The sequence below is a fragment of the Mycobacterium sp. genome, assembly GCF_035506235.1.
GTDB lineage: Bacteria > Actinomycetota > Actinomycetes > Mycobacteriales > Mycobacteriaceae > Mycobacterium.
On the sequence record NZ_DATJPU010000194.1, the window covers coordinates 1 to 21042 of the forward strand.

14 protein-coding genes and 2 pseudogenes are annotated in these 21042 nt (G+C 68.7%); 7 read left to right on the forward strand and 9 right to left on the reverse strand.

The genetic code is table 11. The features are described 5' to 3' along the window. The 5 genes from VMD50_RS18270 to VMD50_RS18290 all read right to left on the reverse strand — a co-directional run. Positions 1-1657, reverse strand: a 1657-nt coding sequence (locus VMD50_RS18270; protein WP_325429315.1) for an NAD-dependent malic enzyme, incomplete at its 3' end; no start/stop codon positions are given. 96 nt (positions 1658-1753) lie between these two features. Continuing rightward, positions 1754-2437 carry a serine O-acetyltransferase gene (cysE, locus tag VMD50_RS18275; RefSeq protein ID WP_325429317.1) on the reverse strand — a complete coding sequence of 228 codons (684 nt, stop codon included), beginning with the start codon at positions 2435-2437 and terminating at the stop codon, positions 1754-1756. A 2-nt stretch (positions 2438-2439) separates the two neighbouring features. Next, complete coding sequence (cysK, locus tag VMD50_RS18280; protein WP_325429319.1) at positions 2440-3372, reverse strand: cysteine synthase A; 933 nt, start codon at positions 3370-3372, stop codon at positions 2440-2442. Positions 3373-3697: 325 nt separating this feature from the next. Beyond that, a complete protein-coding gene (locus tag VMD50_RS18285) occupies positions 3698-4003 on the reverse strand; it encodes a hypothetical protein (protein WP_414686109.1) in 306 nt (101 codons plus the stop codon). Between the two features lie 99 nt (positions 4004-4102). Continuing rightward, positions 4103-8281, reverse strand: coding sequence for a bifunctional nitrate reductase/sulfite reductase flavoprotein subunit alpha (locus tag VMD50_RS18290; RefSeq protein ID WP_414686112.1), 4179 nt, complete (start codon positions 8279-8281; stop codon positions 4103-4105). Between the two features lie 347 nt (positions 8282-8628). Between VMD50_RS18290 and VMD50_RS18305 the strand changes: the two genes are divergently transcribed. Then, entirely contained in the window at positions 8629-9096 is a 468-nt protein-coding gene (locus VMD50_RS18305; RefSeq protein WP_414686113.1) for an LppP/LprE family lipoprotein, read from the forward strand. A 28-nt stretch (positions 9097-9124) separates the two neighbouring features. On the opposite strand, the gene VMD50_RS18310 is transcribed toward VMD50_RS18305, so the two are convergent. Further along, positions 9125-11065, reverse strand: a complete 1941-nt coding sequence (locus VMD50_RS18310) for an acyl-CoA dehydrogenase family protein (protein WP_325429321.1) — start codon at positions 11063-11065, stop codon at positions 9125-9127. Between the two features lie 141 nt (positions 11066-11206). Between VMD50_RS18310 and VMD50_RS18315 the strand changes: the two genes are divergently transcribed. Both VMD50_RS18315 and VMD50_RS18320 read left to right on the forward strand, forming a co-directional pair. After that, complete coding sequence (locus VMD50_RS18315) at positions 11207-11773, forward strand: methyltransferase family protein (protein ID WP_325429322.1); 567 nt, start codon at positions 11207-11209, stop codon at positions 11771-11773. A 139-nt stretch (positions 11774-11912) separates the two neighbouring features. Beyond that, positions 11913-12033 (forward strand): annotated as a pseudogene (locus VMD50_RS18320) (esterase-like activity of phytase family protein); the annotation flags it as partial. Here the strand turns inward: VMD50_RS18320 and VMD50_RS18325 are convergent. Further along, complete coding sequence (locus tag VMD50_RS18325) at positions 11992-14448, reverse strand: ATP-binding cassette domain-containing protein (protein ID WP_325429352.1); 2457 nt, start codon at positions 14446-14448, stop codon at positions 11992-11994. The pseudogene VMD50_RS18320 and the gene VMD50_RS18325 sit on opposite strands and share 42 nt — an antisense overlap. A gap of 92 nt (positions 14449-14540) precedes the next feature. Continuing rightward, a complete protein-coding gene (locus VMD50_RS18330) occupies positions 14541-15035 on the reverse strand; it encodes a MarR family winged helix-turn-helix transcriptional regulator (RefSeq protein ID WP_325429323.1) in 495 nt (164 codons plus the stop codon). A gap of 117 nt (positions 15036-15152) precedes the next feature. Between VMD50_RS18330 and VMD50_RS18335 the strand changes: the two genes are divergently transcribed. The 4 genes and pseudogenes from VMD50_RS18335 (at position 15153) to VMD50_RS18350 (ending at position 20315) form a co-directional block, all read left to right on the forward strand. Then, positions 15153-17210, forward strand: a complete 2058-nt coding sequence (locus VMD50_RS18335; RefSeq protein WP_414686110.1) for an ATP-binding cassette domain-containing protein — start codon at positions 15153-15155, stop codon at positions 17208-17210. Continuing rightward, positions 17207-18058, forward strand: a complete 852-nt coding sequence (locus tag VMD50_RS18340; protein WP_325429325.1) for an energy-coupling factor transporter transmembrane protein EcfT — start codon at positions 17207-17209, stop codon at positions 18056-18058. The genes VMD50_RS18335 and VMD50_RS18340 overlap by 4 nt, the downstream gene beginning before the upstream one ends. Before the next feature lie 2 nt (positions 18059-18060). After that, entirely contained in the window at positions 18061-18513 is a 453-nt protein-coding gene (locus VMD50_RS18345) for an SRPBCC family protein (protein WP_325429326.1), read from the forward strand. Then, a pseudogene (locus VMD50_RS18350) lies at positions 18506-20315 on the forward strand (sulfatase-like hydrolase/transferase). Before VMD50_RS18345 ends, VMD50_RS18350 begins: the two are co-directional and overlap by 8 nt. Positions 20316-20534: 219 nt before the next feature. Here the strand turns inward: VMD50_RS18350 and VMD50_RS18355 are convergent. Further along, complete coding sequence (locus VMD50_RS18355; RefSeq protein WP_325429328.1) at positions 20535-20990, reverse strand: Rv2324 family transcriptional regulator; 456 nt, start codon at positions 20988-20990, stop codon at positions 20535-20537. Positions 20991-21042: the final 52 nt, after the last annotated feature.

Genomic DNA, 21042 nt, shown 5'->3' on the forward strand with positions numbered 1-21042 from the left:
AGTCGTAGACCGGCCGCCACATGGTTTCGCGGACGGCCCGCCGGACGTCGTCGTGCGTCCTGGTGGCCACCCCGTCCTCGACGGCGGCGCGATAGACCGCCTCGGCGACCGCCGCCGAAATGTCGCGCAGGTTCCGCACATCCGGCAGCAGCGAGTCTCCCGGATTGGTCGGATTGGCTTGGTGCACAACGGCTCTCGCCGCCGCCTGCAGCATGCCCTGGGTGACCAGCCTGGCGCGGGCGACGATGATGCCCAGCCCGATCCCCGGGAACACCAACACGTTGTTGGCCTGGCCGATGGTGTAGGTGGTGCCGTCGTATTCGATTGGGGCGACGGGAGTGCCGGTGGTGATCAGCGCCCTGCCCTCCGACCACCGCAGCACGTCGGCCGGCATGGCCTCCATGCGCGAGGTGGGGTTGGACAGCGGGAAGATCATCGGCCGTTCGCAGGATGCGGTCATCGCCTCGACGACCTCCTGGTTGAACGCGCCGAACGCCGTCGACGAGCCCAGCAGAATGGTGGGTGACGCCAGCTTGATCGCGTCCACCAGCCCGACCCGGTCCGCGGCGGCTTTTCCCGTTACCAAACCCAGCCGTTGGCGGTTCTTCGCGTAGGGCACCTGGAAGTCGCGCAGGTCGTCCATGTCGTCGAAGAGCAGGCCCTGCTTGTCGATCGGCCAGATCTGCGACGCGGCCTGTTCGGCGGTGGCGCCGTCGGCGACCATCGCGTCACGGATCTGGTCGGCCACGCCGATCCCGGCGGTCCCGGCGCCGAAGACGATCGCCTTCTGGTCGCGCAGCGGGATTCCGCTGACATGGCACCCGCCGTAGACCGCGGCCACCACCACCGCGCCGGTGCCCTGGATGTCGTCGTTGAACACGCAGTAGTGGTCGCCGTAGGTCTGCAGGATCTTGCGCGCGTTGAGCGGCCCGAAATCCTCGAAATGCAGGATCGCGTTGGGGAACATCTGATGGGCGGTCTCGATGTAGCGCCTGATGAACTCGTCGTACTCCTCGCCGCGGCGGCGGGCGTGGCGATTGCCGAGATAGAACGGGTCCTGCAGCAGCTGTTCGTTATCGGTGCCGACGTCGAGCGACACCGCGATGCAACGGCGCGGATCGATGCCGCCGCCGGCGGTGTAGAGCGCCAATTTGCCCACGGCGATTTGGATTCCGCCCACGCCCCAGTCGCCGATGCCCAAAATGGCTTCGGCGTCGGTACAGACGATCAGGTCGACATCCTCGGGTCCCAAACCGAAGGTGCGGAAGGCCTCGCCGATCTCGTCCGGCTCGTCGATGCTCAGGAAAAGCCCGCGCTGTCCTCGGTATTCGTCGGAGAAGCGCTGAATGGCCTCGCCGACCGTGGGCGTATAGACCACCGGCATCAGCTCGGTCAGATGGTCCTCCAGCACCTTGTAATACAGCAGCTCGTGGCGGTAGTGCAGCTGCTCGAGCAGCAGGTTGCGGCCCAAATCCGTTGCCATGCCTTGCAATTGATGCCACACCCGGTCGGCTTGCTCGTCGAGCGTGAGCACCGCCGACGGAAGCCGGCCGGTGAGACCCAACCGCCGCCGCTGCTCGTGCGTGAAGCCCACCCCGCGATTCAGGCTCGGCGCGGCCAGCGCCGCCGGGATCCGCGGCGTGCAGGGATCGCTCATCACACCTCCAGTGAGTTGGCCCGTTTCGCCACCGTAGCGCCGATCGCGGTTAACGCATCTTGAAGAGCATCCGAAGGCGAGCCGCGCGGGCCGACGTCAGATCGAGAAGTCCTCGCCGTGCCACACCCCGGCTTCGGGCGGCCGGATCACGCGGCCATTCTGCTGCCCGTCGTTCGCGGCCTCCAGCCGGGCCACTCGGGTGAGCAGGGACTGCAGGCTGACACCGACGAGGTCGGGCATCATCGAGTCGTCGGGCGTGCCTCGGCCCGCGCGGCTGATGACCTGCCCGGGGACCCCGACCACCACCGAGCCCGACGGCACCGGCTTGACCACCACGGCGTTGGCACCGATCCGGCTGTCATCGCCGATCTTGATCGCGCCGAGGACCTTGGCCCCGGCGCCGATGGTCACCCGGTCGCCGACGGTCGGGTGGCGTTTCCCGGTGTCCGCGCCGCTGCCGCCGAGGGTGACGCCGTGATACATGTGGACGTCGTCGCCCACCTCGGCGGTTTCCCCGATCACCACGCCGGTCGCGTGGTCGATGAACAGGCCCGAGCCGAGGACGGCGCCGGGGTGGATGTCGACGCCGGTCAGGATGCGGGTGAATTCCGCCAACGTCCGCGCGGCCACCCGAGAGCCGCGCTGCCACAGCCAGTGGCTGATCCGGTGCCCCCAGATCGCGTGCACGCCCGGGTAGGCGAAGATGACCTCCAGCGTGGTGGGCCGGGCAGGATCCCGCTCCCTGGCCGCCCGAATGTCTCGACGCATGGCCGCGATCATGCTCAGTCCGCCACGTCGGCGAAGAGCGGCGTGCTCAGATATCGTTCACCGAAATCGGGAAGAACGACGACGACGAGCTTGCCGGCGTTCTCGGGCCGGCGCGCCACCTGCAGGGCGGCCACCGCGGCCGCGCCCGAAGAGATGCCCACCAGCAGGCCCTCCTCCGCGGCCAGCCGCCGCGCCAGGTTGCGCGAATCGTCGTTGCCGACCGTGATGACCTCGTCTACCAGGTCCATCTCGAGGATCGGCGGGACGAATCCGGCGCCGAGGCCCTGGATCGGGTGGGGGCCCTTCTGCCCGCCGGACAGCACCGGCGACGCGGCCGGCTCCACGGCGACGAATTGCGCCGACGGCTTGCGCTCCTTGATTACCTGGGCGACACCGGTGATGGTGCCGCCGGTGCCGACGCCGGAGACGAAGATGTCGACCCTGCCGTCGGTGTCGCGCCACACCTCCTCGGCGGTGGTCGCGCGGTGGATTGCGGGATTGGCCGGGTTCTCGAACTGCTGGGGCACGAAGTAGCGCTGGTCGGTCTTGGCCAGCTCCTCGGCCTTGGCGATGGCGCCCGGCATGCCCTCCGCCCCGGGGGTCAGGACGAGTTCGGCGCCGTAGGCGCGCAGCAGCATGCGCCGCTCGACGCTCATAGTGTCGGGCATCGTCAAGGTGATCCGATAGCCGCGCGCCGCGCACACCATCGCCAGCGCGATGCCGGTGTTCCCGCTCGTCGGCTCGAGGATGATGGTGTCGGGCTTGATCAGGCCGGCCTTTTCGGCCGCGTCCAGCATGGCGACGCCGATGCGGTCCTTGACGCTGTTTGCCGGGTTGAAGAATTCCAACTTGGCGACGACGTCGGCGACGGCGCCCTCGGTGACCCGGCGCAGCCGGACCAGCGGCGTGTTTCCGATCAGCTGGGTGACGTCCTCGGCGATGCTCATGAAGCTTCCTTAGGCGGTGTCGGTTCGGGGTTCGTCGGCCTGTCAGGTACTACCCATTCGATGGCCCTTATCTTCCTGATGACTTGTGATTGCCTCGCATCTCGGTGCGTCCGCATCCGGGGTAGAGCGCGACGCTTCAGGTGGTGCGTGGGATGGCGTCAGGAATCAACAACAACAAGGGCAACAAAAGTCCACGGCGGGGCGGCGCGTAAGGACGAGGCGCGGCGGTGTGGCCTGTTGCATAGCCCCACTATAGGACATCCGCACGTCGCGCCCGGTCTGGCTCATTGCCGCTCAACGGCGCTCGCGCCGATGCGCGTGGCGGTTAGACGTAGTCCTTTGCCGGGTCGGCGCCCCGGCGCTCGTCTTCGGCCGCGGTTTCGCAGACGCATACCTGCGCGTCGCCGTGCACCCACCGCCACAGCTGGCTGCCCTGCTTGCGCATCACGTGTTGCACGTAGACCTTGTCGCGCTGTTTCCTCGAGAACGCCATGTCGAGGTTGACGGGCAGCCCCGCCCAATCGACGTGCCCGGTGGCCGGCGACCGGCCTTCGGGATGCAGCCGGCACCGCAGCGGGCAGACGCTTTTCATGACCCGATCGGGGCCATCACACTCCGGAGCCACGCCCACGGTCCCTCCTCGACGCAACCAGATGAGTGCATCGTGCGACGGGGATGTTTCGGCGGCGGGTGTGCGACGTTTCCGTCGTATTAAGGCTGGGGTGGGGCTTCAGTAGACGTCGCGGTGGTAGCGTTTGTCGGCGCTCAGCGATTGGAGGTAGGCCCTCGCCGCGTCCGGCTCGAGGTTGCCGTGTCGGGCCGCGATTTCGCAGAGCGCGCGATCGACGTCTTTGGCCATCGGGTCGGCGTTGCCGCAGACGTACAGCTGGGCGCCGTCCTGCAGCCAGCGCCACAGCTGGGCCCCGCGGTTGCGCATCAGGTGCTGCACGTAAACCTTGTCGCGCTGGTCCCTGGAGAACGCCAGGTCCAGTTCGGCCAGCAACCCGTCGGCGTGCATCTGCTCGATCTCGTCGCGGTAGTAGTAGTCGGTGGCGGCGTGCTGTTCGCCGAAGAACAGCCAATTGGGACCGGTGTGGCCGAGCGCGCGGCGTTCTTGCAGGAAGGCGCGGAAGGGCGCGATCCCGGTGCCCGGGCCGATCATGATCATCGGGGTGTCCGGGTCGCCGGGCGGCCGGAAGTTGCTCGACGGCTGCAGGTAGACGGCGACCCGGTCGCCGGGGGAGCGATCGGCCAGGTAGGTCGAACACACCCCGCGGCGTGGGATGCCCTGGAAGTTGTAGCGCACCGGCGAGACGGTCAGGTGAACTTCGCCGGGGCACTCCTTGGGGCTCGACGAGATCGAGTACAGCCGCGGCTGAAGGCGTTTGAGGACCCTCAGCCACTCGTGGGCCGATGCCGAGACCGGGTGCTGCGCCAGGAGGTCGATGGCCTGGCGCCCCCACGCCCAGTTGCTCAGGTCGGCTTTGTTTTCCGGCTTCAGCAGCTCGGCGAGTTTCGGGTCGCCGGTGCGTTCCTGCACGAACCGCACCAAATCCCGGCTGATGTGGGCGATTTCGATTCGCTCGGTCAGTGCGGAGCGCAACGACATCAAACCGTGCTCGCCGACCTCGACCGGGGTCTGCGCGTCCAGTCCGGTGACGGACAGCCATTCGTCGACGAGCCGGTCGCTGTTGCGCGGCCACACCCCGAGCGCGTCGCCGGCCTGGTAGCTGATCGTGCCTTCGGGCAAACGAAAAACCAACTGCCGCACATCTTTTGCCGATTGCGGCCGGCCCAGCTTGATGTTGCGGGCCATGTCGGTGATCAGGGGGTGCTTCTTGCTGTACCCGACCGCCCCGGACCTGTTGGCCGGCCGGGTCGGCGCGGCGATCGCGGCCCTGACCCCCGGCGCGCCGCCATCCCGGCCCGCGGGGGCCGGTGTGCGGGCCAGCGCGTGGATGACCCCGCTGAGCCACTTCGCGGCCGCGTCGTCGTAGTCGGGTTCGCAGTCGACCCGGTCGACGATGCGGGTCGCTCCCAGCTCGGCCAGGCGCTCATCGAGCTTGCGTCCGTGACCGCAGAAGTCGTCGTAGTTCGAATCGCCCAGCGCGAGAACCGCATAGCGGGTGTCGGTGAATCGTGGTGGGCCGCTGGAGGTTAGCGCCCGCCACAGGCCCGCCCCGTTGTCGGGTGGGTCGCCGTCGCCGGTGGTGCTCGTGATCAGCAGCACCTCTCGCGCCGTGGGCAGCTCGGTGATCGGGAAGTCGTTCATGCCGTGCAGCGCGACCGGCACGTTCGCCTCACCCAACTGCGCGGCGACCTCGCCGGCGAGCTCCTCGGCATTGCCGGTCTGCGAGGCCCACAGCACGACGACCGGTGCCCGCCCGGGCGCCGAATCCGCTTCGGGGACCGGACCGGTGGGTGCGCCGTCGGGCAGCTCCGGCGTCGAACGGGGTCCTGCGCTGCGCGCGAACATTCCCGCGAGGACGCCGTCCACCCACAGCCGGGTGCCGGAGTCGAAAGGTGCGCTGAGGGGCAGCGTGGGCACGCCGCCGGCGCGGCGACCGGCTTCGGACCGCAATCCGGCCAGCATCCCGGCGAGGTAGGAGCGGCCCCGTTCGTCGAACGTCGGCGCGGGTTCGTCTGCGACGCCGAACAGTTCGGCGAGGGCATCGACGTGTGACAGGCTGATTTCCTGTCCGGGTTCGTGGGTGTCGGCGGCCACCGCGGATTCGGGTTCGGTGACCGGATCGGGTTCGGCGACGGCGACCTTGGCCAGGGTGACCGCGCAAGCCTTGAACTCCGGCTGGTGCGATACCGGGTCGACCGCGTCGTTGGTGACGGCGTTGATCGACAGGTACTCACCGAAAGCGTCGTTCCAGTGGAAGGGGGCGAAGCAGTTGCCCGGTCGCACCCGGTCGGTGACCACGGCGGGCAGCACGGCGCGGCCGCGGCGGGACGCGACTTCGACCGGGTCCCCTTCCGAGATCTGCAGCCGCGCGGCGTCGTCGGGGTGGAGCTCGACGAACGGGCCCGGGTTCAGCTTGTTGAGTTTGGCGACCTTGCCTGTCTTGGTCATCGTGTGCCATTGGTGCGGCAGGCGTCCGGTGTTCAACAGGAAGGGGTAGTCGTCGTCGGGCATTTCCCCGGGCGGCAGGTGCGGGCGGGCGAAGAACACCGCGCGGCCGCTCGGCGTCGGGAACGCCAACCGCGGCGCGCTGCCGTCGTCGCGGACCAGCCGGGTCTGGCTGATCCCGTCGTTGAGGTAGCGGATCGGGTTGCGGTCGCCGGTGCCCTGCGGTGGGCACGGCCACTGCAGCGGCGTGTGCCGCAGCCGTTGGTAGCTGGCGCCGCGCAGGTCGTAACCGGTGGCCGGGTTCCAGAACCGCTTGATCTCTTCGAAGACCTGCTCGGCGGAGTCGTAGGTGAACGAGCCCGAAAAGCCCATCTCGCAAGCGATCCGGGCGATGATCTGCCAGTCCGGCAGGGCTGGACCCGCCGCCTGGACGGCGGGCTGAAACAGGGTCAGGTTGCGCTCGGAGTTGATCATCACCCCCTCGGACTCCGTCCACAGGGCGGCCGGCAGCACGATGTCGGCGTACTCGTTGGTCTCCGTCCCGAGGAACGCATCCTGGGTGATCACCAGGTCGGCGCGCTCCAGACCGGCCAGCACCGTCTTGCGGTTGGCGACGCTGGCAACGGGATTGGTGCAGATGATCCAGCACGCCTTGATCTGGCCATCGGCCATGCGGGAGAACATGTCGATGGTGCCGGTGCCGACCTCGGTGCGCAGCGAGCCGCGCGGAATGCCCCAGGCGTCCTCGACGAACCCGCGGTCGGCGCCCGACAGGACCGAACGCTGACCCGGCAGGCCCGGCCCCAGGTAACCCATTTCGCGGCCGCCCATCGCGTTGGGCTGCCCGGTGAGCGAGAAGGGACCGCTGCCCGGTTTGCAGATCGTGCCGGTGGCCAGGTGCAGGTTGCAGATCGCGTTGGTGTTCCAGGTGCCGTGGGTGCTCTGGTTGAGGCCCATCGTCCAGCAGCTCAGGAAGTTTTCGGCGCCGCCGATCCAGTCGGCGGCGGTGTGGATGTCTTCGGTTGGGAGGCCGGTGATTTCGCTGACCTTCTCGGGAGTGTACTGCTCGAGGAAGCTCGGCATCACCTCCCAGCCCTCGGTGAATTCGGCGATGAACTGCGGATCCATGTGCCCGTTCTCGACGATCAGGTGCAGCAGCCCGTTGAGCAACGCGAGATCGGTGCCGGGCGCGATCTGAAGGAACAGGTCCGCCTTCTCGGCGGTCGCGGTGCGACGCGGGTCCACCACGATCAGCTTGGCGCCGGCTTTGACGCGGTCCATCATGCGCAGGAACAGGATCGGGTGGCAGTCGGCCATATTGGAGCCGATGACGAAGAAGACGTCGGCGCGTTCGAAGTCTTGATACGAGCCGGGCGGCCCGTCCGCCCCGAGGGAAAGCTTGTAGCCGGAACCCGCGCTGGCCATGCACAGCCGCGAGTTGGACTCGATCTGGTTGGTGCGGATGAACCCCTTGGTGAGCTTGTTCGCCAGGTACTGCGCCTCGAGAGACATCTGGCCCGAGACGTACATCGCGAAGGAGTCGGGGCCGTGCCGGTCGATGATCGCCCGCAGCCGCATCGCGGCCCGGGTGATCGCGCCGTCCATGTCGACCGGTTCGAGGGAGTCGCCCCGGTCGGCACGCGCATACGCGGCATCCAGCCGTCCCGGCGCGGCCAGCATGTCCGAAGTGGTCGTGCCCTTGGTGCACAACCGGCCGAAGTTGGCCGGGTGACTCGTGTCTCCAACGGATTTCGCAACGTGACGACGCCCGCTCTGCGGATCCGTTGTGACCTGCAACACCACGCCGCAGCCGACACCGCAGTAGGCGCACATGCTGTTCACGGCGTCCCCAGGGGCGCCGTGAGGCTTGGTAGCCACGCCTACTTCCCTCCCCTTCGAGCGCGCAAGGGCCTAATGCGCTAAATGGTGCGACAAGGATGTTTCGTCGTCGGGCGCGCGATGTTTCCGCCGCTTTACGGCTTCCTCTCACCGGATCCGGACCGATGTGTGAAGTGTCCGGAAAACGCGCAGCCAACCGGGTAATCGCAGGTCAACGCCGATCTGCGACACCGCCCAGATTACCCACGGACCTCCCGAATTGCGCCTCGGAATAGGGGTTCCGACGAAACAGATGGGACATTCACAGTTTTCGTTAAGCTCACAATGTGCGTCGCCGGTTTGTGATTCTGCTGATGTTGCTGGCCTCGGCCTGCGGCGGAAAACCCGCGGCACCGCCCGCGCCGCGGGCCGACACGTGCAAGGACTCCGACGGGCCGACAGCCGACACGGTGCGGCAGGCGATCGCGTCGGTCCCGGTCGAGGTTCCGGGCTCGAGCTGGGTCGAAATCGCAAGGGGGCATGCCAACAAGTGCCGTCTGTACTGGGTTCAGATCATCCCCACGATCGCCAGCGAGTCGACGCCGCAGCAGCTGTTGTTCTTCGATCACAACACCCCACTGGGCCCGGCCACCCCAAACCCGAAGCCGTACATCACCGTGCTGCCGCCCTCCGATGACACCATCACGGTCCAATACCAATGGCAGGTCGGCAAAGATCAGCCCTGCTGCCCCTCGGGCATCGGCACGGTGAAATTCCGGATCGGGTCAGACGGCAAGCTGCAGGCGCTCGGTAAGATCCCGAATCAGTAGCCTTTGGGCACAACGGCTTTCGCGGGGATCAGTCCGGCAGGTTCTCCGGGTGCAGCATCTCGGCGTAACGCAGCGGCTCCGGGATGCCGAATCCGTCGACCAGCGTCTCGGCATACGGACGCAGCTTGCGGCATCGGTCGTTGATGCCGCGGGTGACCGCCTTGGCCCGCCCCGTCGACAGGTACCCATGCTCGATGTACCAGGCCTTGTCGTCCTCGATCACCGACAACGCATACAAGTCGCAGACCATGTCGAGCAGTTCGCGGGCCTCTTCGTTTTCGCACGAGTCGATCCCGGCGACGAACGCTTCCAACACGATTCGGTCGATGTGCGCGTTCGCCGCGTGCAAGACGTGATCCTGCACGGCATTGAACGCGTCGAATTCCGACATCTCCTTGGACTTGCCCTGCAGCCGGCGCGCGACCGACGACAGCAGATAATCCTCGCGCTCCTCGAACATGTTCACCTGTGTGCCGCGGTTGAACAGGCTGCCCTCCTCTTCGCTGTCCTGGCGGGCGTCGACGATCGTCTGCATAATGGCCTCCGCCGCAGTGCGTTTCCGCACCCGTTCACCCACGGTGTTGGCGGCGAAGCGCACCCACTCCACCGGGCTCATGCTGCGGATGTCGTCGGCATAAGCCGTCAGCAGCTCCTTGGCCACCAATTGGGTCAGCACGCGGTTGTCGCCCTCGAACGTGGTGAAGACGTCGGTGTCGCCGCGCAGCCCGATCAGCCGGTTCTCGGCCATGTAGCCGGCGCCGCCGCAGGCCTCGCGCGCCTCCTGGATGGCGCGGGACGCGTGCCAGGTATTGGCCGCCTTCAGGCCCGCCGCGCGCGCTTCGAGTTCGCGCTGCTCGTCGGCGTCGGGCGCGTCCGCGGTCTGGATGTCGTGGCATTTGCCCACCAGCTCGTTCTGGGCGAACTGCAGCGCGTACGACTTGGCGATCAACGGGAACAGCCGGCGCTGATGCACCAGGTAGTCCATGATCAGCACTTCGGTTTCCTCGCCGGGCGCGTAAAATTGCCTGCGCTGCAACGCATACCGGGTGGCGATATCGAGCGCGACGCGACCGGCGGCGCCCGCGCTGCCGCCGACCGTGATGCGGCCGCGAACCAGGGTGCCCAGCATGGTGAAGAACCGGCGGTTGGGGTTGTCGATCGGGGAGCTGTATGTGCCGTCGGCGGCGACGTCGCCGTACTTGTTCAGCAGGTTCACCCGCGGGACGCGGACGTGGTCGAAGAGGATCCGGCCGTTGTCGACGCCGGGCAGGCCGCCCTTGTATTCGCAGTCCGACGTCGTCACGCCGGGCAGGTCGTTGCCGTCGGCGTCGCGGATCGGGACCAACAGGCAGTGCACGCCGTGGTTGACCGGCTTGCCGTCGTCGGTCGTGATCAGCTGCGCGAAAACCGCTGCCATGGTGGCGGTTTGGGCGGCGCCCCCGATGTAATCCTTGCGGGCGGTCGGGGTGGGAGAGTCGATGACGAACTCTTCGGTCTCGGCATCGTAGGTCGCGGTGGTCTCCAGCGACTGGACGTCGCTGCCATGCCCGGTCTCGGTCATCGCGAAACAGCCACGCAACTCGAGGCTGATGGTCTTTTTCACGTAGGCATCGTGGTGGCGTTCGGTGCCCAAATTCTCGACGGCGCCGCCGAACAGCCCCCACTGCACTCCGGCCTTCACCATCAGCGACAGATCCGACATCGCCAGCATCTCGATCATCGTGATCGCCGAGCCCACGTCGCCGGTCCCGCCGTGCTCTTTGCGGAAGTTGTCGGCGGCGACACCGAACGCGGCCATGATCCGCATTTGCTCGGCCACCTTGGTGCGGGCGATGACGGTATTCGGGGTGTAGTGCGGGCGGAACAGGTCCTCGGTCATCGTGGCCCGCATCCGGTTCTTCACGTCGCGCCAACGCCCGTCGAGGGCGTTGCGCAGATGCTCGGCAGTGCTTCTCGTGTCTGGCGCCATGAAAGGACGGTAACCCGCCGATCGGGCCGCGCAAACACGTCGGAACCATTTCGCCGAGCGTGCATCCATTGCGAGTTTCGACGCGAGATTTCGCGCCGCGTGCACGCTCGGCGGCCGCCATGTCGGTGCCATGATCAAGCGATGCCGCAATACCTGGCCGCTCTCATGGTTGTGCTCCTCGTCGGCACCGTCGCGGGCCGGGTCGTGCAGCTGCGCCGGACCGGCACCCAAGCGATGCATTTCGGGAAGCTGGACAAGACGGACTATCTGATACCGCCGGTGGCGCTGTTTTACTTCTATACGGTGTTCGCCGCCGCCTTCGGTTGGCCCCTGGCCAGCCACCGGCGGTTTTTCCACTCGACGGTCCTCGCCTGGCTGGGCGTGGCGCTCTGCCTGGCCGGGGTGCTGATCCTGGTACTGAGCCTGGCGTCGTTCGGCAAGAGCTTCCGCGTCGGCATCGACGTCGACGCACCCGGTCGGCTGGTGACGACCGGGATGTTCGCGAGGAGCCGCAACCCCATCTATGTCGGCTTCTTCGTGTTCCTGCTCGGCCAGCTGCTGGTGTTCCCCAACTGGGTCCCGCTGATCTACCTGCTCGCCGCGACCGCGCTGTTCCACCGGCAAGTGTTGCGCGAGGAAGAATTCATGCGGCAGCGGTACGGCCACGTCTACGCCGACTACTGCCGCCACGTCAGGCGCTATGTCTAGTGATGTGATGCCGCTGCCGGCAAGGCCGCCGATGCTGACCTACCCTGGTCGGTCACAGGTCGCGTTCGACGCCACTTTCGACGGCATGGTCATCGGCGGCTGTCCTTGTCCGACAAGGGAATTGACGACGTCGCGTTCAAACGTCGAGGGCATCACGTTGGGGCCTACGGCTGCCCGACGGCCGCCAATCGGCGGTGCTGGTCAGCGACAATAACTTTTCACCCAGCCAGCTCACCCAGTTTCTGCTGTTCGCGATGTAGGGCCTGGGCTGTCCGCTTGGGCGCCCGCAGCCGATACAGGGCGAAGCCGGCCGCCACCGCACCGAACGCCATCAGCATGACCATGTCGAACACCCACCAGCCCGAATAGTGGTTCCACGTCAAGGCGTTGGCGGCCAGCGCGTCGACCCGGCGCAGATCGACGGTGGACGCCGACGCCGCGAAGCCCCACTGCGCCGGGACGAACCAGGAGATCTGCTGAAAGCCCCATTTGCTCACCAGCTGGACCAGGCTGCCGTTGAACAGCGCCGAGGCCAGGATCACCGGCACGAGCAGCGGCAACGCCTCGCGCGGCTGGGTGCCCGTCGCCGACAGCGCCAACCCCACGACCGCCGAGACCACAGCGGTGACGGCCACGCTCACGTAGAGCTCGATCGTGGCTCCACCCAAGAAGCCCAGCAAGACGGCGCCGTGCCCGGGGCCGCCTTTCGCGACGATGACGATCGCGAAGAAGACGGCCGTCAGGACGAGCGCCGCCACACCGAAGACGAGGAGCTTGGCGGCCAGGTAGGCCGGCGCCGACAGCCCGACGGCCTGCTCGCGCCGGAAGACGCGACGCTCGTCGACGACGGCGCGGATGGTCAGTGCGGTGCCGATGATCACCGCGGCGATGTTCAGCGCGGCCAGCACCTCGATGGCTTCATGGGCGTTGGAGCTGGTCGGGCTGGGCCGTTCCAAGCCGGAATCGCCGGGGATCAGCAGCGTCAGCGCCGCCAACACGAAGGGCAGCACCGCAAAGAACAAGAAGGTGATGTGGTCGGCGAAGATCAGGCGGAGCTGGCGACGGGCCAGCAGCCGGATCTGCCGCTTCGCGGGGAGCTCGGCGGGCAGCGCCCACGGCGCGGCCACGTCCGGCGGGGTGCGCTGCGCCGGCGCCGGTTGGCGGGTCCGGAATGCGCGATCCGCGCCGTCGGGATCGGCCGCGACCTGCTCGAGGACCTTCGCCCAGTCGGTGGTTCCCATCGAGGAGTCGACCTGCAGGGGCGCCCCGACGAAAGCGATCGCGCCACGGCCGGTGAGCACCAACACCTGATCGCACATGCTCAGGCCGCTCAGCGACTGCGGCGAGGACTGACCACCGCCGCAGGCCACCACCACGACACAGCCGATGTCGGCCTGGCGGCGCAGGATCGCCATCACGTGGTCTTGCTGCGCCGCATCCAGCTCGGCGCCCGGTTCGTCGACCACGAGCAGCGTCGGTCGGGTGATCAGTTCGACCGCCAGCGACACACACCGGCGCACCTCGGGCGAGAGTTTGCTGATCCGGGTCGCGCGGTGGGGTGTCAGCTCGAGTTCCTCGAGCACCTGGTCCACCACCCGGTCGCGGTGCTCCGGTGCGGTGTCCGGCGGCAGGCGCATTTCGGCGGCGTAACCCATCGCCCGTTCGACGGTGAGCCGCGCGTGCACGCGCTCGTCACTCTGCACGATCCCGATCCGGGCGCGCATCGACTCGGGCTCGGCGTACACGTCGTGGCCGTCCACGGTGGTTCGGCCGGAGCTGGGTTCCCGGATGCCGGCGAGCAGTTCGAGCAGCGCCGAGTTGCGCGCTGTCGACGGCCCCGCAACCGCGGTCAACGTCCCCAGCCGCGCCGTGAAGGAGATGTCGCTGAGCACCTCGTGCCCGTCGACCGTGAGCCCCAGCCGGTATGCGACGACCCCGCTTGTGCGCGCCCCGGCCTTGAGCGGCAACCGATACGTGGAATTGGGCTCCTGGGTGCGGAAGGAGGGGCCGGGGGTTCGCAGCTGTCGCGTGTTCATCTGCTCGATCAGCCCCGCGCCCTTGTCGTCCTCGCCTTGCGCGACGGGCGGCCCCGCGGGCGGGAGCGGCGGACCGGGTGGTGCCACCGGCCCCGGCGGGGCGGGTACTTTCGGCGGCCCGGCCACGGGCGGTCGCGGCGGGGCGATCCGCATTCGCTGGGTGGCTCGCTCCGTCGGTGCACCCAGGTTGGGATCGTTCGGGCGTGGTGGGTGAGGCGGGCGGACCTGCGGGGGCGCAGGGGGCGGCGGCGGGGCCGGGCGTTGCGGCGCGCCAGGGGGACGTCCGGGCGGGCCGGCGACCGGACCGATCTGGAAAACCAGGCGCGGGCCCCGGCGCGGATCACCGATCGTGATCGCCTGGCCGGAGTGGAGGTCGACCGTCGACACCCGCGAGCCGTTGACGTACATGCCGTGGCGGCCGCTGTTGATGGCTACCCAGTGGCTCCCGGTGAACCGCAGCACCACGTCGGGCTGAGGCGCCTGGGGTGGGCCACCGCCGCCGGCCGGGCGCCCCAGCGGGATGTCGACACCGCGGCCGTGGCCCACCAACAGGTCGCGGCCGGGGCCGAAGACGTACCTCGTCGGTCCGACCCACACGGTCAACGGGGCGGCCGGGTAGGCCGACGCCTCCATCCGAATCACCGCCCCCTTCCGTCACGGTCAGACCGACCAGACATCGATTCCAGTGTCTACCCCGCTGGTGCTCGTTCCTCCACCGGGGACGAGCACCGTCACAGGGTATGGCGCCGTGGTGCCGACGCGGCGTGCTCGAGAATCCGGCGCAGCACCCCGACCGCCTCCGTCAGCACCTCGCGGTCCGCGGGCTCGAGCAGGGCCAATTGCGGTTCGATCGCGGCGGCCCGGTCGGCCCGAACGGCGTTGAGGGTGCGGATCCCGTCGGCCGTGATGCGGATCCGGACCGCCCGGGCATCCCCGGGGTCGACGGTCCGGGTGACCAGGCCGGCGTCCTCGAGCCGGCGCACCTGGGTCGTCATCGTCGGTTGCGAGCAGTGATCGACGGCGGCCAGGTCACCGATTCGGGCTTCGCCGTGGGCCTCGATGGTCGCCAGGAGCCTGGCCTGCGCCGCGGGCAAGGGCATCTGGATGCGCTGGGTGGCCAGCCGGTTGAGCCGGGCGACGACGGCGAGGAGGTCGGCCCCCAGGCCGGACTGGGATGTGTTTGCGGCGTCAACGACATCGCTGTGGTTGGCGGCGGATGCATTCATGCATCCATGTTTGCATAGCTTTGCTAAGCGAGACGAGTCTCACACGCCCGAGTGCGAAAGCCGGCGTGCGTGGTGTGCTGCGGCGACTTGCTGCTGGGGCCTGGCAGAATCGGTACAGTGAGCGCCCCTCGACCATCCCCTGCGCGCAATCGGGGTGGACCGCTGCGACCGGTCGAATTGGCGCAGGCCTCCGTGATGGGGGCGCTGTGCGCGGTGATCGCGATCATCTCCGTTGCCGTCCCGTTCGCCGCGGGACTGGCCTTGCTCGGCACCGTCCCCACCGGGCTGCTGGCCTACCGTTACCGGCTCCGTGTCCTGGTGGCCGCGACGGTTGCCGCCGGCGTGATCGCCTTCCTCATCGCCGGGCTGGGCGGTTTCATGACCGTCGTCCATTGCGTCTACATCGGCGGGCTGACCGGATTCATCAAGCGCAGGCGCCGGGGCACACCCACCGTGATCGTCTCGTCCCTGGTCGCCGGCCTCGTGTTCGGCGCCGCGAACGTCGGCGCGCTGATGGTGATGACCCGGCTGCGGCACCTGATCTTCGAGGTGATGACCGCGAACGTGAACGGTATCGCCGCCTTCCTGACCCGGGTGCACATGCAGGGCAACGCCGCCGACCTCAAGCGGTACTTCGCTTTCGCGGTGCACTACTGGCAGTGGCTGGTGCTTGTCTATTACGGCGTCGGGATCATGGTGGTGTCCCTGATCGGCTGGTGGGCGCTGTCGCGCCTGCTGGAGCGGATGCGCGGCATCCCCGATGTGCACAAGTTGGACGCCTGGGAAGGAAGCAAGAGCGAGCAGGGCGCCGTCGGGCCGGTTCCGGTGCGCTTCGACAAAGTGCGTTTCCGTTACCCCGGTGCCCGCCAGGACGCGCTGCGCGAGGTCAGCCTGGACCTGAAGGTCGGCGAACACGTCGCGATCACCGGGCCCAACGGCTCCGGGAAGACGACGCTGATGCTGATCCTGGCCGGCCGCGAACCGACGTCGGGCACCGTGCACCGCCCCGGCGCCGTGGGCCTGGGCAAGCTGGGCGGCACGGCCGTCGTCCTGCAGCACCCGGAGAGCCAGGTCCTGGGCACCCGGGTCGCCGACGACGTGGTCTGGGGCCTGCCGCCCGGCACCAAGATCGACGTGGAACGGTTGCTGAACGAGGTCGGCCTCGACGGACTCGCCGAACGCGAAACCGGAAGCCTGTCCGGGGGCGAACTGCAGCGGCTGGCGCTGGCCGCGGCGCTGGCCCGGGAGCCGGCGCTGCTCATCGCCGACGAGGTCACCACCATGGTCGACCAGCAGGGCAGGGAAGCCTTGCTGGGCGTGCTGTCCGGCCTGACCAAACGGCACCGCACCGCGCTCGTTCACATCACGCACTACAACAACGAGGCCGAATCCGCCCAGCGCACAATCGATCTCAGCGATTCGCCGGACAACGCGGGCATGGTCGAGACCGCGGTGGCGCCGGCCGGAACCGTCGGAGCCCCTGCGGGCAACCACGGCGCGCAGGCGCCGGTGATCGAACTTCGAGGCGTCGGCCACGAGTACGGCAGCGGCACCCCGTGGGCCAAGACCGCGCTGCGCGACGTCAGCTTCACCGTGGAGCAAGGTGACGGCGTATTGATCCACGGCGGCAACGGCTCGGGCAAATCGACGCTGGCGTGGATCATGGCCGGGCTGACCGTTCCGACCAGGGGCGCCTGCCTCATGGACGGCCGGCCCACTTCCGAGCAGGTCGGCGCGGTCGCGTTGTCGTTCCAGGCGGCGAGGCTGCAGCTGATGCGGCCCCGCGTCGACCTGGAAGTGGCCTCGGCCGCGGGCTTTTCGTCCCGCGAGCACGATCGCGTCGTCGCGGCGCTGGGCGTCGTGGGATTGGATCCCGCCCTGGCCAAGCGGCCGATCGACCAGCTCAGCGGCGGTCAGATGCGCCGGGTGGTGCTGGCCGGACTCGTGGCCCGTTCGCCGCGCGCCCTGATCCTCGACGAGCCGCTGGCCGGGTTGGACGCCGCCAGCCAGCGGGGCCTGCTGCGACTGCTGGAGGACTTGCGCCGGGAGCGGGGCCTGACGGTGGTGGTCATCTCGCATGACTTCGTCGGCCTGGAGGACCTCTGCCCCCGCACCCTGCACCTGCGCAACGGCACGCTGGAAGCGGTGCCGGCCGCGGCGGGGGGCATGGTGTGACCGCAACCCCCGCCCCGTCGCGCCGCTCGACCCGGCGCCCACCTCGGCCGGTCGTGCTGCTCGTCCCCGTGCCCGGAACCTCGGCCATCCACGATCTGTGGGCGGGCACCAAACTGCTGGTCGTTTTCGGCGCTTCGGTGCTGCTGACGTTTTACCCCGGCTGGGTGACTATCGGGTTGGTGGCGGCGCTGGTGTTTGCGGCGGTCAGGATGGCGCGCATTCCGCGCGGCGCGCTGCCGTCGGTACCGCGGTGGCTGTGGATCGTCATCGCACTGGGCGGCATCACGGCCGCGCTGGCCGGCGGCAGTCCCAAAGTCTCGCTGGGCGGGCTGGAGATCGGACTCGGGGGAGGCCTGAACTTCCTCCGCATCACCGCGCTGTCGGTCGTGCTGCTCGCGCTGGGGGCGATGGTGTCATGGACCACCAATGTCGCCGAAATAGGGCCTGCGCTGGCCACTTTGGGCCGGCCGCTGAAACTGTTGCGGATTCCGGTGGACGAATGGTCGGTGGCTTTGGCGCTCGCCCTGCGCGCCTTCCCGATGTTGATCGACGAATTCCAGGTGCTTTACGCCGCCCGTCGGCTGCGGCCGAAACGCATACCGCGTGGCCGCAGGGCCCGGCGCCGGCGGCACGCCCTGGAGCTGATCGACCTGCTGGCCGCCGCCATCACGGTGACCCTGCGGCGCGCCGACGAGATGGGCGACGCGATCACCGCCCGCGGGGGCAGCGGTCAACTCTCGGCCAATCCGGCGCGGCCGAAGCTGGCGGACTGGGTCACGATCGCGATCGCCGTCGCCACCGGCGCCCTCGCGGTGGTGCTCGAGACGATCCTCCACACGATGCCCTAAGCGTGGCCGACATTCGCCGCAGCCGCAGCATCGCGGCCCGCCCCGAAGAGATCTGGGACGTTCTCGCGGACTTCGGCTCCATCAGTTCGTGGGCTGGCAACGTCGACCACTCGTGCATCCTGTTCTCCGGAGCCGACGGGGGAGCCGTGGGCACCGCCCGGCGAGTTCAGGTCAAACGCGACGCCCTCGTCGAACGCATCACCGAGTTCGACCCGCCGCACACGCTCGCCTACGACATCGAGGGCTTGCCCCGCCGCCTGCGTCGGGTGACCAACCGCTGGACACTGGCCGCGGGCACCGGCGGTTCCACCGTGGTGAGCCTGACCAGCACGGTGCACATCGGAACCCGCCCGACCCAAACCCTTGCCGAACGCGTCGTGTGTCGCTTTCTCGCGCGACAGTCCGACGTGATGCTTGACGGGCTGGCGAACCGATTGGAGGCTGCCCGTGTCTGATCGCCCCGACATCGTCGTCATCGTTACCGACGAGGAGCGCGCGGTGCCCCCGTACGAGGCTCCCGACGTGCTCGCCTGGCGCGACCGAACGTTGGCCGGGCGCAAGTGGTTCGACGATCACGGCGTCAGTTTCGCCCGCCACTACACCGGTTCGTTGGCCTGCGTGCCCAGCCGCCCAACGATTTTCACCGGGCACTACCCCGACCTGCACGGGGTCACCCAGACCGACGGCATAGGGAAGACCGCCGACGATTCCCGCATGCGCTGGCTCCGCCCGGGCGAGGTGCCCACCCTGGGCAAACTGGTTCCGCGCGGCGGGATACCACACGCACTACGATGGCAAGTGGCACATCTCGCACGCCGACCTCGTCGATCCGGCGACCGGCCGTTCGTTGCCGACCAACGACGATGACGGCGTCGTCGACGCCGCCGCGGTGCGCCGCTACCTGGACACCGATCCGCTTGGGCCGTTTGGCTTTTCGGGATGGGTGGGCCCCGAGCCGCACGGAGCGCTGCTGGCCGACGCCGGCGTTCGCCGCGATCCCCTGATCGCCGACCGCGTCGTTGCCTGGCTCACTGACCGCTATGCCCGCCGCCGCGACGGCGACCCCGCCGCGCTGCGCCCGTTCCTGTTGGTGGCCAGCTTCGTGAACCCCCACGACATCGTGCTGTTTCCCGCGTGGTCGCGCCGATGCCCTGTGCAGCCGTCGCCACTGAACCCGCCGCCCGTGCCCCCGGCGCCGACCGCCGACGAGGACCTGTCGACCAAGCCGGCCGCACAAATCGCCTTCCGTGAGGCCTACTACTCGGGCTACGGCCCGGCGCCGGCGATCAACCGGGCCTACGAGCGCGACGCCCAGCGCTACCGCGACCTGTATTACCGCCTGCACGCCGAGGTGGACGGCCCGATCGACCGGGTCAGGCGGGCGGTCACCGAGGGCGGTTCGGCCGACGCGGTGCTGGTGCGCACGGCCGACCATGGGGATCTGCTGGGCGCCCACGGTGGGCTGCACCAGAAATGGTTCAACCTGTACGACGAGGCCACCCGCGTTCCGTTCGTGATCGCCCGCATCGGTTCGGGTGCCACGCGGCCCCGCGTCGTCACCGCGCCCACGTCGCACGTCGACCTGGTCCCGACGCTACTGGGGGCCGCCGGTATTGACGTCGCTGCCGTTGCGGCCACCCTCGCCCGGTCGTTCTCCGAAGTCCACGACCTGCCGGGGCGCGACCTCATGCCCGTCGTCGACGGCGCGCCGGCCGACGAGGCGCGAGCGGTCTACCTGATGACCCGCGACAACATGCTCGAGGGCGACAGCGGCGCCTCGGGCCTGGCGCGCCGCCTCAAGCGGACCGTCAATCCGCCTGCGCCGCTGCGGATCCGGGTGCCGGCCTATGTCGGCTCGAACTTCGAGGGATTGGTCGTTCGCGTCGACGACGCGGCCGCCGCGGGCTTCGCCGGGCACCTGTGGAAGCTGGTCCGCACCTTCGACGACCCGGCCACCTGGACCGAACCCGGCGTGCGCCACTTGGCCGCCAGCGGGCTCGGCGGCGAGGCCTACCGGACGACTCCGCTGGACGACCAGTGGGAGCTGTACGACCTGACCGCCGACCCGATCGAAGCCGACAACCGGTGGACGGATCCGGAGCTGGATGACCTGCGCCGGCACCTGCGGGCGCAGCTCAAGCAGGCCCGGGCCAGTTCCGTCCCGGAGCGAAACAACCCGTGGCCGTACGCTTCTCGGCGCCCACCGACGCCACAGCCGTCGCGGCTGGGGCGCCTGGTTCGGCTGTTTGCCCGCTGACGACGCGAGCGTAACCTGACTGCCAAAAATCGGCAGTTCGCTGTGTCGTTACGCTCGCGGGAGATTCACTCGCAGAGGCCGCTATCCCCGGCGGTCGAGTTCCACGATGTCATGGCTCAGGCGGATGCGGCTCAGCGATGTCTCCGGCATGGCCACGACGGAATTCCCGGCCGGCATGCCATCAAAACGGGCCCCGAGCGCGTGGGGCTCCCCGGGCGCTTAGCCGCTCGAGGGCCGCATGCGGTCGACGAGGTTCGACAACACGACGATGCTCTCGCTGCGTTCGATGTCCGCGCTCGAGCGGATGCGCTCGAGGGCCGCCTCGAGGTGCCGCATGTCGCGGGCCAGCACGTGCAGGATCGCATCCGACGTCCCGGTCACCGTTGCCGCGCTGACCACCTCGGGTATGTCCACCCAGGCCGCACGCAGCCGGTCGGGCTCGATGGTGCCGTGGCAGAACACCTGCACGTAGGCCTCCGTGTTCCAGCCCAGCGCGTTGCGGTCGACGACCGTGGTGAAGCCCTTGATCACGCCGGCGTCGAGCATCCGGTCGACGCGGCGCTTCACCGCGGGTGCCGAAAGGTTCACCGTCTGACCGATTTCCGCGAAGGTGGCCCGGGCGTGCTGGGTCAGCTCGGCGAGGATGCGCTCGTCGGTCTCATCCAGGCGGTCCATGCGCTACTCCTGCTCCCGCCGCACAACAAATCGCTGTATATTCAAGTTTGAC

Excerpts from the sequence above, each read along its gene's own strand:
- VMD50_RS18315 (WP_325429322.1), top strand. The coding sequence starts at position 11,207 with ATGCCGCAATACCTGGCCGCTCTCATGGTTGTGCTCCTCGTCGGCACC.
- VMD50_RS18330 (WP_325429323.1), bottom strand. The coding sequence starts at position 15,035 with ATGAATGCATCCGCCGCCAACCACAGCGATGTCGTTGACGCCGCAAAC.
- VMD50_RS18310 (WP_325429321.1), bottom strand. The coding sequence starts at position 11,065 with ATGGCGCCAGACACGAGAAGCACTGCCGAGCATCTGCGCAACGCCCTC.
- cysK (WP_325429319.1), bottom strand. The coding sequence starts at position 3,372 with ATGAGCATCGCCGAGGACGTCACCCAGCTGATCGGAAACACGCCGCTG.
- cysE (WP_325429317.1), bottom strand. The coding sequence starts at position 2,437 with ATGATCGCGGCCATGCGTCGAGACATTCGGGCGGCCAGGGAGCGGGAT.
- VMD50_RS18355 (WP_325429328.1), bottom strand. The coding sequence starts at position 20,990 with ATGGACCGCCTGGATGAGACCGACGAGCGCATCCTCGCCGAGCTGACC.
- VMD50_RS18290 (WP_414686112.1), bottom strand. The coding sequence starts at position 8,281 with ATGTGCGCCTACTGCGGTGTCGGCTGCGGCGTGGTGTTGCAGGTCACA.